Here is a 13,659-nt window from a genome sequence, read left to right as displayed (position 1 = left end):
TCTCTACGAAGATACCTTGATCATGCGCTTAGCTCAAAAAGGTGGGTCCTCATCGTCTGCTACCGGTGCGGCGGACTCTTGAGGGGCTTTGGCGGGCACTGCAGGGGCATTGACATCCAGAGCGCCGGGTTCGGCTTCCCCGCCCAGGGCTTCGATCAGATCCGGTATCAACGCGCCCAACTCACCAGTAGACAAGGCGACGTCGGCATCGAAGCGGTCTTCGTCCTTGTCTTTGGTGCCTTCCTCGAAAACGCCTTCCTGGAAGGCTATCTTTTTCAGCTGGAGCGTCTGCGTGAGCGTGAAGCCCACCCGGCCTTGCCAGCCCAGCGCCAACCGGGTGGGAAGCTTGCCTTCCCGGATGTGCTGGCGCACCTCGTCGGTAGCAAGGTCATGTCGGCTGAATTTGACGACCGATGGCTCTTCTCCGCTGCCCTTGAGTTCGCATTCGCGCTCCACGTGAAAAGCTTCCGGGAGTTCTTCTTCCGACTCCGCGGCCAGCCACGCGGACATGGCCGCCTGTGGGGAAAGCTTGGTTTGCAGCAGACTCACGGTAAAACCCTGGCCTGAAACGCGAGACAGGCTGGAGATGATCTCGTCCGCCTTGCCTTGCGCGCTGGCGTCGAGCACCAGCCAGCGGTTTTCGGGATCGATCCAAAGCGTGATGTGGCCTAGCCGTGGAAAGGCTTGAGGCAGCAGGGACTGAAGGGCGTCGTCACGCAGATCCCGCGTTTCCTTCTTGCCAGGCTTGCGACCGGTGGTTTTTTCAATGTGTTCGATGGCTTCCTGCGTCTTGCGCCTGACGGCTTCGCCCGGCACTGCTTTGGTTTCGATCGCCAGCCGCGCGATCCATTGGCCAGCGACTGTTTCAACCAGCGCGCCGTGCTCCTCGCCGCGGGGCGGGACCCAGCCACTGGATTTTTGCTGCGAAGCGCCGCATTCGACGAAAGGCTCTGCAGCCAACGCCTCTTCGAGTTGCGCTGCCGTCGCGGGCCAAATGGGACCAAGACGGTACAGCATCAGATTCTTGAACACGAGAACTCAACCTGTCATGAACGGCCCTAAAGGGCCCGGACCGGCATCTTAGCCACAATATGGGTCGGACAAAGGAGAAATATGTCCTCTAAGCAGGCTCTCGCTTCTCATCGGTGGCAATTTTGGATCGATAGAGGTGGCACTTTCACCGATCTGGTCGCCCGTCGACCCGACGGCGGCATCGTTACGCACAAGCTTTTATCGGAGAACCCGGAGCAGTATGCGGATGCGGCTGTGGCTGGCATTCGGCATTTGCTGGGCCTGGAAAATGGGCAAGCCATCACGCCGGAACTGGTGGAGTGCGTGAAGATGGGCACCACTGTGGCTACCAACGCGCTACTGGAGAGAAGGGGGGAGCCCACGCTGCTCGTCACTACGCGCGGCCTCAAGGATGGCTTACGCATCGCCTACCAAAACCGCCCCCGGCTGTTTGATCGCCACGTTGTGCTGCCTGAGTTGCTCTATTGCGCCGTGGTGGAGGCGGACGAGCGAGTAGGCGCACGGGGTGAATTGCATAGACCCCTGGATGAGCCTCTTTTGCGAAAAGACCTGCTGGAGCACTACCAACGGGGCCTACGCTCAGTGGCCATCGTGTTCATGCACGGTTACCGTCATGGCGAGCATGAGCAAATCGCAGCTGCAATGGCGCGCGAGATCGGATTTACTCAAGTCAGCACCAGCCACGAAACCAGCTCGATGATGAAGTTCGTCAGCCGGGGCGACACGACCGTAGCCGATGCCTATCTTTCGCCTGTCTTGCGCCGATATGTGGAACAAGTAGCGGGTGAAATGCCTGGCGTCAAACTACTCTTCATGCAATCGTCAGGGGGACTGACGGATGCGCACGCATTTCAGGGCAAAGATGCCATCCTTTCAGGCCCGGCAGGCGGTATTGTGGGCATGGCCCGTACAGCGGAGCTGGCATACCCGCATTTTTCCCCGCAGACGGATGTCGCCCCACGAGTGATCGGCTTCGACATGGGGGGCACCAGCACGGATGTGAGCCACTACGCTGGTCAATTCGAGCGGGAGTTTGAAACACAGGTGGCAGGCGTGCGCATGCGCGCGCCGATGATGAGCATCCACACCGTGGCGGCAGGCGGAGGATCTATCCTGCAATTTGATGGTGCGCGCTTTCGTGTGGGCCCGCAGAGCGCTGGTGCCAACCCCGGTCCAGCCAGCTACCGGCGGGGCGGGCCATTGGCCGTAACCGATGCCAACGTCATGGTTGGCAAGCTACAGCCTGCGCATTTTCCCAAGGTATTTGGAGTGAGCGCAGACCAGGCGCTCGATGCCGATGTGGTGCGCGAGCGGTTCACCGAGATGGCGGAGTCTGCCGGTCGCTCTGCTGAAGATGTGGCGCACGGTTTCATCAAGATCGCTGTGCAGCAGATGGCCGGCGCCATCAAAAAAATCAGTGTGGCACGCGGTTATGACGTGACGCGTTACACACTTCAATGCTTCGGCGGTGCCGGTGGTCAGCATGCTTGCGCAGTAGCTGATGCCCTTGGCATGAAAAGGGTGCTGGTGCACCCGTTGGCTGGTGTGTTGTCTGCTTATGGCATGGGCCTGGCCGATCAAAATGTCATGCGCGAGACAGCCATTGAGCAGCGGCTGGAGCCCGAATCTATTTCCACCCTTCGGGATGTCCTTGGTCAATTGGCTCTGACCGCTCAGGGCGAGCTTGAGCGACAGCAGGGCAGCCGTGGAGACATCACCATTCACCGGCGCGTGCACGTACGCTATGAAGGCACAGATTCCGCGCTTATCTTGCCGTTTCCGCATCTTCAGGGTGGGCAGACATCTGATGATGCCGTGATGCAAGAAATTACCGTGGCGTTCGAGACGGCGTACCGTCAGCGCTTTGCCTTTTTGATGCACGGCAAGGCATTGGTAGCTGAGGCCGTGTCGGTAGAAGCAGTGGTGGCGGGTACGGCACCTTCCGAAGAGGCGCAGCCCTTGCACCCACCACGGGAGGTGCCGCGCCGAGACACCGTACGCATCTACACCTCCGGTTTGGATGGCCAACCGCAATGGATGGAGGCTGCACTGATCGATCGAGATGATCTGCGCCCGGGTGACGTATTTCCGGGGCCTGCCATCATTGCAGAGCAGAATGCCACCACGGTGCTTGAGCCAGGCTGGGAAGCCCGCCTGACGGCTCTCAATCACATTGTGTTGGAGCGGCGTACTGACCGGGTGCTTCAGTTCGCGGCAGGCACTTCCGTGGACCCAGTTCTGCTGGAGGTTTTCAACAACCTCTTCATGAACATAGCGGAGCAAATGGGGCTGCAGTTGCAAAACACGGCCTACTCGGTGAACATCAAGGAGCGACTCGATTTTTCCTGTGCTCTGTTCGATGCACAGGGCAACCTGATCGCCAACGCTCCTCATATGCCCGTGCATCTGGGCAGCATGGGAGAGAGCATCAAGACCGTCATCCGGGAAAACCAAGGCACTACGCAACGCGGAGACGTTTTTGTATTGAATGATCCCTATCACGGTGGAACCCACCTACCGGATATCACGGTCATCACGCCAGTCTATGCTGCGGGCGAGGCCCTGATTCCTGCAGCATTGCGTGAAAGCGGTGATGCCCAGGCGGAACACTCCGCGGCCGCTGAACAGCCTCTTTTCTATGTGGGAAGCAGAGGCCATCACGCCGATATTGGAGGTATTTCACCCGGCTCTATGCCTCCCTTTTCAACCCGCATAGAAGAAGAGGGTGTGCAAATCGACAATGTCAAGCTGGTTGATCGAGGCCATTTGCGAGAAAAAGAAATGCTCGATTTACTGGCCTCCGGCGAGTACCCGAGCCGCAACCCGCAGCAGAACATGGCGGATCTGCGAGCGCAGATTGCAGCCAACGAGAAAGGGGTTCAGGAATTGCGCAAGATGCTCGATCAATTCGGGCTCGATGTGGTGCAGGCCTACATGCAGCATGTGCAAGATAACGCGGAGGAATCGGTGCGCCGCGCCATCACTAGACTGGCAGCTCGGCTGAAGGCCGGAAGCTTTACGCTCACCATGGACAACGCCGCGCAGATTCAGGTGGCAGTGACGATCGACGCTGAATCCCGCACCGCCAAAGTAGATTTCACAGGCACATCACTGCAGCAAAGCAATAACTTCAATGCGCCCACTGCAGTGTGTATGGCGGCGGTACTTTACGTCTTTCGCATGCTGGTCGATGACGACATCCCGCTCAATGCCGGTTGCCTGAAACCAATTGAGATCATCATTCCAGAAGGCTGCATGCTGAAGCCCCAACCGCCGGCCTCTGTAGTGGCCGGCAATGTGGAAACCTCCACCTGCATCACCAACGCGCTCATTGGCGCCCTGGGATTGATGGGGGCCAGCCAGTGCACCATGAACAATTTCACTTTTGGCAACGGTGCCATTCAGTACTACGAAACCATCTCCGGTGGCTCTGGAGCTGGTGGCATCTTCGACAGCCAGGGGCAGCTCTCAGGAGGTTTTCCGGGCACAAGCGTGGTGCAGACGCACATGACCAATTCACGGATGACAGATCCAGAGGTGCTCGAATGGCGTTTCCCCGTCCAGTTGGAAAGCTATGAAATACGCCCTGATTCTGGCGGCAAGGGCCGCTGGCCAGGCGGCAATGGGGGCATACGGCGGGTACGCTTCCTGGCACCGATGACCGTGAGCATTCTCAGCAATGGGCGCCTGCAGGGCGCGTTTGGTATGGCTGGTGGCGGTGCGGGCGCGGTGGGAATTAACCGCGTGGTGAGAGCTGACGGGCGCATAGAAGAGCTTGGCCACATCGGCAGTACAGAAATGCAGCCAGGGGATGTCTTTGAGATTCACACCCCTGGTGGAGGAGGTTTTGGAACTCCGGTGTGAACTACCGCAGTGGCCGTAACGAGAGCCTAGCCGTAACCGAATTCAGGTTCTCACAACTCTTCCACGCGGCGCGGTGGAAAGCTGTCCCAGGCCTGGCAGCCGGGGCATTGCCAGAAATAAGCCTGTGCCTCAAAACCGCAGGCGGCGCAGCGGTAGCGAGCGAGCGGGCGCGCTGCATGGTCAAGCGATTTCTGCACCACAGGATGCGCCTGTTCATTGGCGAAAGGCTCGTGTGCTAGCCAGCGTGCCGCAACGATCAGCGAGGGCTCCTGCTGCATGTGCCGAACATACCATTGGCGCGCTTCTTCGGCAGGGGTGCCGCCGGCTATCTCAGCCTGAACGATTGCTTCGGCGACATCCAGCGAGGGCGATTCCGCGTGGCTTTGAGTGAGCAGGGTGATCGCACGCGTGATCTGCCCACTGGCTTGTGCCGTACGGAGTAACTCTGCCGCTACCAGCGGCAAAGCCTGAGGAGCATTTTGTTGCAGGCTCTCCAGCATTTCGAATGCACTGGCTTGATCACCTTGCGTCGTTAACAGGGCAGCCAGCTGAATGCGCGGGCGGGCAGCCTGAGGGGCGTCCTGAATGGCTTTTTCCAAAAGGGTGCGTGCATTGGCCGGGTCCTTGGCGCGTACAAGCGCTGTGGCCGCTTGCTCACACAGATAGTGGGCCAGCCGACTGGCGAAATCACCGTGTCCGGCCTGCTGCAAGCGTTGGGCCGTTTCGGCTGCTTGCGGCCACTCCCGGGAGCGTTCATAAATGGCCAGCAGGGTAAGCCATGCTTGCTCCTGAAAGCGTGTGCCGTCCAGCTTGCGCAGAGCGTCTTCGGCGCGATCAAGCAAGCCCGCTTTCAGAAAATCGAGAGAAAGGGCGTGCTGTGCGCGTTCGCGGTCGCCTTTTGCAAGATCTGCCCGCGAGAGCAGGTGCTCATGGACGCGCACGGCGCGTTCATAGTCGCCACGGCGGCGAAACAGGTTGCCCAGCGCGAAATGCAGCTCGGATGTGTCAGGGTCGTTCTGAACGGCCTCAATGAACGAGTCAATGGCCTGATCCTGCTGCTCATTGAGCAGGTAATTCAGTCCCTTGAAATAGGCCTTTGGGGCTTGTCTATTTTCGATGCGAAGCTGGCGTAAATCCAGGCGCGAGGCTAGCCACCCGAGCGCGAAAGCGATCGGCAAGCCCAGCAAGATCCAGCTAATATCAAATTCCATGCGGTGGAGAAGGTAGCGGTGAACCGTCAGTCCGTGTGGAAGCACCTGTGGGAGGTATAGGAGCGGGCGACGACGGCGTACGGCGTTTCCACCAACCGGGCAGCATCCCCAAGACGCCCACGACTACACCAAGCGCAAACGCAGCCAGCACGATCAGCATCATGGGGCCCCGCCACTGGTGGCCAAACAGCAGGTGCACAGTTGCATCGTGCTGGTTATTCAGCGCGAATGCGAAGAGGGCAAAAAAAATGGCTGCCTTCAGTATCCACTTCAGCAGCCGGGTGAGCCTGGTCATGTCTTTTCTTCCCGAGCGGGAAAGATTTTATGCCATGACAAATAACAGTCTACAAGTCACAGCGCAAAGCGCAGTCGTTGTAGAGCCTTGAAGCCATTTGTCATAAAAATGCGGATCAACCTTAAACGGTCTCTTCAATATCGACGGATTGCGCACCAATGGTTTCACGCAAGGCTTTGCCTGGCTTGAAATGCGGTACACGCCGTTCTGGAATCTGCACGCTTTCACCGGTACGCGGATTGCGTCCTAGACGTGGCGCGCGGCGATTGATAGAGAAACTGCCAAAACCACGGACCTCGATGCGGTGGCCGCGCGTTAGTGCGTCACTCATCGTATCCAAAATGGTCTTCACGGCCGCTTCTGCGTCGCGATGGGTTAACTGGCCAAAACGCTCGGCCAGCAATTCAACGAGATCTGATCGAGTCATGTGAGATTCAGCGTCAGGATGCGTTATCGCCCCCTGGGTGAATCAGCTCCCCGTTCCTTCAAAGAACCCCTGTGGCCCCAGCTTTTTGAGTTGGGATTGCACAGGGTGGCCCGTGAAGAAAGCGCCCCAAAGAGGCGCTTCGGGGGAGGCTGATTACTTGTCGCTGGAGTCCAGTTTTGCGCGCAACAGAGCGCCCAGGCTGGTGGTGCCTGCATGCTCGCGTGACGATTGCTGGCTCAGCGATTGGATGGCTTCTTGCTGATCAACAGCATCCTTGGCCTTCACAGACAACTGGATGTTGCGCGTTTTGCGATCAACGTTAACCACCACAGCGGTCACTTCGTCGCCGACTTTCAGCACTTGGCTGGCATCTTCCACGCGATCGCGGCTGATCTCGGAAACACGCAGGTAACCCAGGATGTCGTTGCCCAGATCGATCTCTGCGCCACGAGCGTCCACGGTCTTGACCTTGCCAGAAACGATCTGGCCTTTGTCGTTCACGGTCACGAAAGTGGTGAACGGGTCTTGGTCGAGCTGTTTGATGCCCAAGCTGATGCGTTCGCGGTCCACATCGACGGCCAGAACGATAGCTTCGACTTCCTGGCCCTTCTTGTAGTTGCGAACAGCGGCTTCACCCGTTTCGTTCCAGGACAGATCGGACAGGTGCACCAGGCCATCGATACCGGCAGCCAAGCCAACGAACACGCCGAAGTCGGTGATCGATTTGATCGGGCCTTTGACGCGGTCACCGCGCTTGGTGTTTTGCGCGAACTCTTGCCATGGGTTGGCACGGCACTGTTTCATGCCCAGGGAGATACGGCGCTTGTCTTCGTCGATCTCCAGAACCATGATTTCGACTTCGTCGCCCAGCGAAACGATCTTGGAAGGTGCAACGTTCTTGTTCGTCCAGTCCATTTCGGACACGTGCACCAAACCTTCGATGCCTGGCTCCAGCTCAACAAACGCGCCGTAATCGGCGATATTGGTGACTTTGCCGAACATGCGGGTACCTTGTGGGTAGCGGCGGCTGACGCCCATCCATGGGTCGTCGCCCATTTGCTTGAGACCCAGGCTGACACGGTTTTTCTCGGTGTCGAACTTGAGGATCTTGGCGGTGATTTCTTGACCGGCAGTGACCACCTCGGAAGGGTGGCGTACACGGCGCCAGGCCATGTCGGTGATGTGCAGCAGGCCGTCGATGCCACCCAGGTCGACGAATGCGCCGTACTCGGTGATGTTCTTGACCACGCCGTGAACGATGGCGCCTTCTTTCAGCGTTTCCATCAGCTTGGCGCGCTCTTCGCCCATGCTGGCTTCGACCACAGCACGGCGTGACAGCACGACGTTGTTGCGCTTGCGGTCCAGCTTGATGACCTTGAACTCCAGCGTTTTGTTTTCGTACGGAGTCAGGTCCTTGGTTGGACGTGTGTCGACCAGCGAGCCTGGCAGGAAGGCACGGATGCCATTGACCAGCACAGTGAGGCCGCCCTTGACTTTGCCGCTGGTGGTACCGGTAACGAAATCGCCGGATTCCAGTGCTTTCTCAAGTGCCAGCCAAGAGGCCAGGCGCTTGGCCGTGTCACGGCTCAGAATGGTGTCGCCGTAGCCGTTTTCGATGGAGCCGATGGCCACAGGTACGAATGCACCTGGCTCGACTTCAACTTCGCCCTGGTCGTTCTTGAATTCTTCGATTGGAATGTAGGCTTCGGATTTCAGCCCAGCATTGACGACGACAAAGTTGTGTTCGACACGCACCACCTCAGCGGTGATGACTTCGCCTGGGCGCATTTCCGTGCGTTGCAGGGATTCTTCGAACAGGGCGGCAAAAGATTCAGACATTAAGTTTTCCTGAGATCCACGAAGTAGGTTGCACGGCGGCGAAATTGCCATCGTTTGTAAAGGCTACCTGCGGATGGGGTACAGCAAAAAGCTGCGGTTAGGTTGAAAAAACCACTGAAACGGAAGCCGCCCGATGTGCGGCAAATACGCCAGTGATACTGAAAAATGCATGGTTTGAACTTTCGTTCGCCTACACCACACATTGCGTGACGCGTTTTTCACGCGTACCTAGCGGCTAACCGAACAGCCTTGATTCAGGCTGAAAATGGCTGCCGCTCTTGCCACCACTCAAAAACCTGATTGACCGAAGCTTCTATGGTCAATTGGGAGTTATCGAGCAGCAATGCGTCCTGCGCTGGCTTCAAGGGCGCGGCGGTGCGGTTTTTATCCTGCTCGTCGCGCGCCTCCAAATCGGCGCGAAGGGTCGAAATTTTAACCGAAATTCCCTTCGAAATCAATTGCTTATGGCGCCGCTCCGCGCGCTGAGAAGCATCGGCGGTGAGATACACCTTCAAGGGAGCTGCCGGGAAGATAACGGTGCCCATGTCCCTGCCATCGGCCACCAGACCGGGCAAGCGGGCGAAACTTTGCTGCAAATCTAATAGCGCTCGTCGTACGTCCGGTAAGGCTGAAACGCGTGAGGCATCCATTCCAGCGGCCTCCGTCCGGATGGCTTCCGAGACGTCTTCTCCTGCGAGCCAGATGGATCCCGAAACGAAGCGCACCGGTAACTGGCGCGCCATATCGGCAATTCGCCCCTCATGAGCCGCATCCAGTTCCAGGTTTTTTTGACGGGCTGCGAACGCTGTCAGGCGATAAAGCGCCCCGGAGTCGAGATAGTGGTAACCCAATCGTTTGGCCAGTTCTCCCGCCAGAGTACCTTTGCCCGAGGCCGTCGGGCCGTCAACGCAGATCACCGGCACAGGAACGGCTGGCTGGGCGACTCCGAACAGCGTTTCGAAGTAGTCAGGAAAGGTCTTGGCAACGCATTTTGGGTCTTCAATCCGCACCGGCAGCCGCTCAGGGTTGAACGCCGCCAATGACCCGCACATCGCCATGCGGTGGTCGTCGTAGGTGTGCAGGCTGGCCGCCCGCCAGACTGCGGGAGGGGAGATGCGAATGAAGTCAGCGCCTTCTTCGACCTCGGCACCGAGCTTGCGCAGCTCTGTGGCCATGGCGGCAATGCGATCGGTTTCCTTGACACGCCAACTGGCAATGTTGCGCAGCAGGCTGGGGCCGTCGGCATACAGGGCCATGATCGCAAGCGTCATGGCGGCGTCGGGGATGTGGTTGCAATCGATGTCGATGGCCTTCAAAGGCCAGGCTCCGCGCGAGATTTCGAGCCAGTTGGGCCCGCTTTTCGTCTGGGCGCCCATCAGCGCGGCGGCTTCCACGAAACGGATATCGCCTTGAATCGAATCTTGGCCCACGCCTTCTATACGCAATCCGGCCTGGCCGCCGCTGGCGTCGGAGGCAATGGCCCCCATGGCGATGAAATAGCTGGCGGATGACGCGTCAGCCTCAATGTGGATCTGGCCTGGAGACTTATAGCGGCTACCGGCCGGAATGACAAAGCGCTCCCAGCCCTCGCGCTGCACCTCTATGCCGAAGCGCGCCATGAGTTTGAGTGTGATTTCCACGTAAGGGCGAGAGATCAACTCTCCCACCACTTTAATGACGATGTCGGAGGCGCCTGGCCGGCCGGCAGCCAATGGGAGCGCCATGAGCAGCGCGGTCAGGAATTGGCTGGAAACATCGCCGCGTACAGGTACGGGCGCGTCAAGTTTCAGTGCGGGCTCACCGATGTGAAGGGGCGGAAAGCCCGGTTGTCCGGTGTATTCGATGTTGCAGCCGAGTGCGCGCAGCGCATCGACGAGGTCACCAATGGGGCGCTCGTGCATGCGGGCAATGCCGCTCAAGTCGTAGTCGCCGCCAAGTACCGCCAGTGCGGCCGTCAGCGGGCGCATGGCTGTACCTGCGTTGCCGAGCAAGAGCTTGGCCTGCCGATTGGGCGATTTGCCGCCTATGCCTTCAATGACAGCACGGCTCCCGCTTTGATCCACTCCGCAACCAAGTTGGCGCAAGGCCTGGAGCATGACGCGGGTGTCATCTGATTCGAGCAGATCGTGAACCACGGTACTGCCTTGGCAAAGTGCGGCCAGCAGCAGAACGCGGTTGGAAATGCTCTTGGAGCCGGGCAGGCGCACGGCGCCGCTTGCCGCCGCAAGGGCGGGAATATCGAGGAACTCGGTGTCGAACACGGTGAGGAAACGAGAGGTATTAATTCAGAAAGTGTGAATGAGTCCGGCGTGCCCAAGGGCTTCGTTCACACCTTCTCAGTCCGAAGCGCCAGAGGCGAGTTGCCAATTGGCGCGGGCGTGGCTGGCGCGGGTGATCAAGCGCTGCAACTCGTCCGTCTGACCGTGGTCGATGACCCTTTGGAGATCACTCAGTGCGTGTTGGAAGTGGCTTAGCTGCGCAGAGAGCTCTTCCCGGTTGGCAACGAGAACATCGCGCCACATCTCGGGATCACCGGCGGCGATGCGGCTGAAGTCACGGAAGCCAGGCCCAGCCAGGGAGAGGAATTTCGCGCCCTGATCCTGAGCAGTGATGGAGTTCATCAGCGCAAATGCAAGCAAGTGGGGGAGGTGGCTGATGGCGGCAAATGCTGCGTCGTGTGTTTCGGGCGACATCCGCACCACCGGGCAACCGAGCGCGCGCCACAAAGCCTCAGCTTGCTCCAACTGCACTGTGCGGGTGCGTTCGATCGGCGTTAGAACAACCTGTTTACCTGTATAGAGGTCTGCATCGGCGTTTTCCACGCCAGATACCTCGCGCCCCGTGGCAGGGTGGCAAGGCACAAAGACACCAACGTCTTGCTTGAGCACACGGCGCGCAGCATCAACGACATCGCGCTTGGTGGAGCCCACATCCATGATCAGGACATTCGGGGCGATCAGATGGCGAATGGCCTTCAGCGTGGATTCTGTGGCGGCCACAGGTACGGCCAGAAGGACCAGGTCGGCACCTGATACCGCTAATAAAGCGGAGGGCGCCTCAACATCAATCACCCCAAGCTGGCGGGCGCGCTCAGTGGTGGAGGGTGATTTGCTGTAGCCCACGACTCGGCGCACCAAGCCCGCGCGCTTCATGGCAAGGGCGAACGAGCCCCCCATGAGGCCGCACCCAATCAACCCCAACTGTTCAAACATCTTGACCCAGCGGATAAGCGCCCAGCACCTTGTAGAACGCGCACAGCTGCTGTAGTTCGGCCAACGCAGCGGCCACGTGAGGCTGCGATGGATGGCCTGCGAGGTCGATGTAGAAATAGTATTCCCACTGGCCGGACTTCGCGGGGCGGGATTCGAAACGGGTCATGCTGACACCGTGTTTTTTCAGCGGCGTCAGCATATCGTGCACGGAGCCCGGTGTATTAGGCACCGAAACCACGATGCTCGTGCAGTCCTTGCTCGTGGCCTCAGGCATACCCAGGGTCTGCGGCAGGCAGATCACAGCGAAGCGCGTGCGGTTGTAGGCCTCATCCTGAACCGCATGCGTCACGATGTGCAGGCCGAACTGCGCGGCAGCGCGCTCGCTTGCCAGCGCAGCCCAGGCTGGGTTGCCGGCGGCCAGGCGCGCGCCTTCTGCATTGCTGGAGACAGCGCGGCGCTCTGCATTGGGTAGATGCGCTGCAAGCCAACCCTGACACTGCATCAGCGCCTGCGGGTGCGCCATGACTACTTCAATGCCCTCCAGCCCGGTGGTCTGACGCAGCAGATTGTGGCGCACCAACAGGCTGACTTCACCCACGATATGAACCGGCGTATGCCTGAACAAGTCGAACGTGCGTGCCACAACACCTTCCGTGGAGTTTTCTACTGCCACAACGCCGAACTGGGCTGTGCCAGCAGCAGTGGCGTGGAATACCTCATCAAAGCTGGCGCAATGAATCAAGTTGGCAGCACTGCCAAAAAATTCGACCGCTGCTTGCTCGGTAAAAGTCCCCTCAGGTCCCAGCACCGCGACGCGATGAGGTACTTCGAGCGCGAGACACGCGGACATGATCTCGCGCCATATGGCTCCCACATGCTGGTTTAGCAGCGGTCCGGTATTAGCGTGCTGGATCTTGGCGATGACCTGTGCAACCCGGTCAGGCCGGAAAAAAGGCGTGCCCTCACGGCGTTTAAGTTCACCGACTTCTTCGGTCACCTTGGCTCGCTGGTTCAGCAGCGAGAGCAACTGCGAATCCAGACTATCGATCTGTACACGAAGGTGGGCGAGGGCGTCTGATTGCACGGGGGTCGAATTCATATCGCTTGAAGCAAGGAGAGCTGAAACTGGGCCGATCGTACACGGCAACGCCGCGCGAGCGTGCAAAACGCTGGCGCGGCGCCCTAGCAAGTCTGGTACTTACTTCTTGGTGCCGGCAGCAGGGGCGCCAGGTGCACCAACGATCCGGTTTGCGGCGGCATCGAATGATTTGGCCGCATTTTCAACCGACGTACGAGTGTTATCAATCACTTTCTTTGCCCAGGCGTTGGTAGCATCAGAGCCCAAAGCTTGGAATTTCGCAGCCGCTGAGGACTCGAGATAGGTCACGATGGTTTTCAACTCGTCTTCCGAGAGTTTTTCCATCAGCATGGGCACCAAGGTGGCGTCGGCCGCCTTGGCAGTTTGGCTTTCAATCGCTTTTTGCGTGGTTTCAGCGAATTTCTTCAGCTCCACATCCAGGCGGTCGCGCACTTCTTTTTGACGTGCTGGCGGGACGGTTTCGTCCAGGCGTTGCGACCAGGCAGCAATCACAGGCTGAACTGCGCTGGCCGTCAATTGCTCGGCCATCGCTCCGCTATCGGATTTTTGCTGAATCTGCGAGATTTTGGTGGCCAAGGTGCGCTTGGCGTCGGCGCCCTGAGCAGCTGCTGGCATTGCCACTGCGCACGACAGCGCAAAAATGACAGCTAAAGGAAGTTGTGCCATGGTTTTTTTCAAGT

The 13,659-nt window shown here is 59.0% G+C and carries 10 protein-coding genes; 1 reads left to right on the top strand and 9 read right to left on the bottom strand.

What is annotated here, in order from left to right:
• Positions 1–33 precede the first annotated feature (33 nt).
• On the bottom strand, positions 34–1,032 hold the full coding sequence (locus tag G518_RS0112090; RefSeq protein ID WP_028602766.1) for a recombination-associated protein RdgC: 999 nt from the start codon (positions 1,030–1,032) through the stop codon (positions 34–36).
• 81 nt (positions 1,033–1,113) lie between these two features.
• Here G518_RS0112090 and G518_RS0112085 point away from each other — a divergent pair, with 81 nt between their 5' ends.
• On the top strand, positions 1,114–4,896 hold the full coding sequence (locus G518_RS0112085; RefSeq protein WP_028602765.1) for a hydantoinase B/oxoprolinase family protein: 3,783 nt from the start codon (positions 1,114–1,116) through the stop codon (positions 4,894–4,896).
• Between the two features lie 50 nt (positions 4,897–4,946).
• On the opposite strand, the gene lapB is transcribed toward G518_RS0112085, so the two are convergent.
• The 8 genes from lapB to G518_RS0112045 all read right to left on the bottom strand — a co-directional run bounded on the left by lapB (position 4,947) and on the right by G518_RS0112045 (position 13,645).
• On the bottom strand, positions 4,947–6,107 hold the full coding sequence (lapB, locus tag G518_RS0112080) for a lipopolysaccharide assembly protein LapB (RefSeq protein WP_028602764.1): 1,161 nt from the start codon (positions 6,105–6,107) through the stop codon (positions 4,947–4,949).
• Positions 6,097–6,402, bottom strand: coding sequence for a lipopolysaccharide assembly protein LapA domain-containing protein (locus tag G518_RS34860; RefSeq protein ID WP_036594398.1), 306 nt, complete (start codon positions 6,400–6,402; stop codon positions 6,097–6,099). The genes lapB and G518_RS34860 overlap by 11 nt, the downstream gene beginning before the upstream one ends.
• A 121-nt stretch (positions 6,403–6,523) precedes the next feature.
• The gene (locus tag G518_RS0112070; protein WP_281170529.1) at positions 6,524–6,856 is read right to left on the bottom strand and encodes an integration host factor subunit beta; all 333 of its coding nucleotides are present in this window, start codon (positions 6,854–6,856) and stop codon (positions 6,524–6,526) included.
• Positions 6,857–6,982: 126 nt separating this feature from the next.
• Positions 6,983–8,668 (bottom strand): 30S ribosomal protein S1, encoded by a 1,686-nt coding sequence (gene rpsA, locus G518_RS0112065; protein ID WP_028602762.1) that lies wholly within the window; start codon positions 8,666–8,668, stop codon positions 6,983–6,985.
• Positions 8,669–8,922: 254 nt separating this feature from the next.
• Positions 8,923–10,929: a bifunctional 3-phosphoshikimate 1-carboxyvinyltransferase/cytidylate kinase gene (locus G518_RS0112060; RefSeq protein ID WP_028602761.1), complete on the bottom strand. Its 2,007-nt coding sequence runs from the start codon at positions 10,927–10,929 to the stop codon at positions 8,923–8,925.
• Between the two features lie 75 nt (positions 10,930–11,004).
• Positions 11,005–11,880: a prephenate dehydrogenase gene (locus tag G518_RS0112055; protein ID WP_028602760.1), complete on the bottom strand. Its 876-nt coding sequence runs from the start codon at positions 11,878–11,880 to the stop codon at positions 11,005–11,007.
• Positions 11,873–12,979: a prephenate dehydratase gene (gene pheA / locus G518_RS0112050; RefSeq protein ID WP_028602759.1), complete on the bottom strand. Its 1,107-nt coding sequence runs from the start codon at positions 12,977–12,979 to the stop codon at positions 11,873–11,875. The genes G518_RS0112055 and pheA overlap by 8 nt, the downstream gene beginning before the upstream one ends.
• Before the next feature lie 99 nt (positions 12,980–13,078).
• Positions 13,079–13,645 (bottom strand): DUF2059 domain-containing protein, encoded by a 567-nt coding sequence (locus G518_RS0112045; RefSeq protein ID WP_028602758.1) that lies wholly within the window; start codon positions 13,643–13,645, stop codon positions 13,079–13,081.
• Positions 13,646–13,659 lie beyond the last annotated feature (14 nt).

This window comes from Ottowia thiooxydans DSM 14619 (genome assembly GCF_000422885.1).
Classification (GTDB): domain Bacteria; phylum Pseudomonadota; class Gammaproteobacteria; order Burkholderiales; family Burkholderiaceae_C; genus Ottowia; species Ottowia thiooxydans.
The sequence above is the reverse complement of the archived record's forward strand: the minus strand, read 5'-3'. Positions and strand labels throughout refer to the sequence as shown.

Bases quoted from the DNA above. Each gene is read 5' to 3' on its own strand.
- G518_RS0112085 (WP_028602765.1), top strand. From the start codon at position 1,114: ATGTCCTCTAAGCAGGCTCTCGCTTCTCATCGGTGGCAATTTTGGATC.
- lapB (WP_028602764.1), bottom strand. From the start codon at position 6,107: ATGGAATTTGATATTAGCTGGATCTTGCTGGGCTTGCCGATCGCTTTC.
- G518_RS34860 (WP_036594398.1), bottom strand. From the start codon at position 6,402: ATGACCAGGCTCACCCGGCTGCTGAAGTGGATACTGAAGGCAGCCATT.
- rpsA (WP_028602762.1), bottom strand. From the start codon at position 8,668: ATGTCTGAATCTTTTGCCGCCCTGTTCGAAGAATCCCTGCAACGCACG.
- G518_RS0112055 (WP_028602760.1), bottom strand. From the start codon at position 11,880: ATGTTTGAACAGTTGGGGTTGATTGGGTGCGGCCTCATGGGGGGCTCG.
- pheA (WP_028602759.1), bottom strand. From the start codon at position 12,979: ATGAATTCGACCCCCGTGCAATCAGACGCCCTCGCCCACCTTCGTGTA.
- G518_RS0112045 (WP_028602758.1), bottom strand. From the start codon at position 13,645: ATGGCACAACTTCCTTTAGCTGTCATTTTTGCGCTGTCGTGCGCAGTG.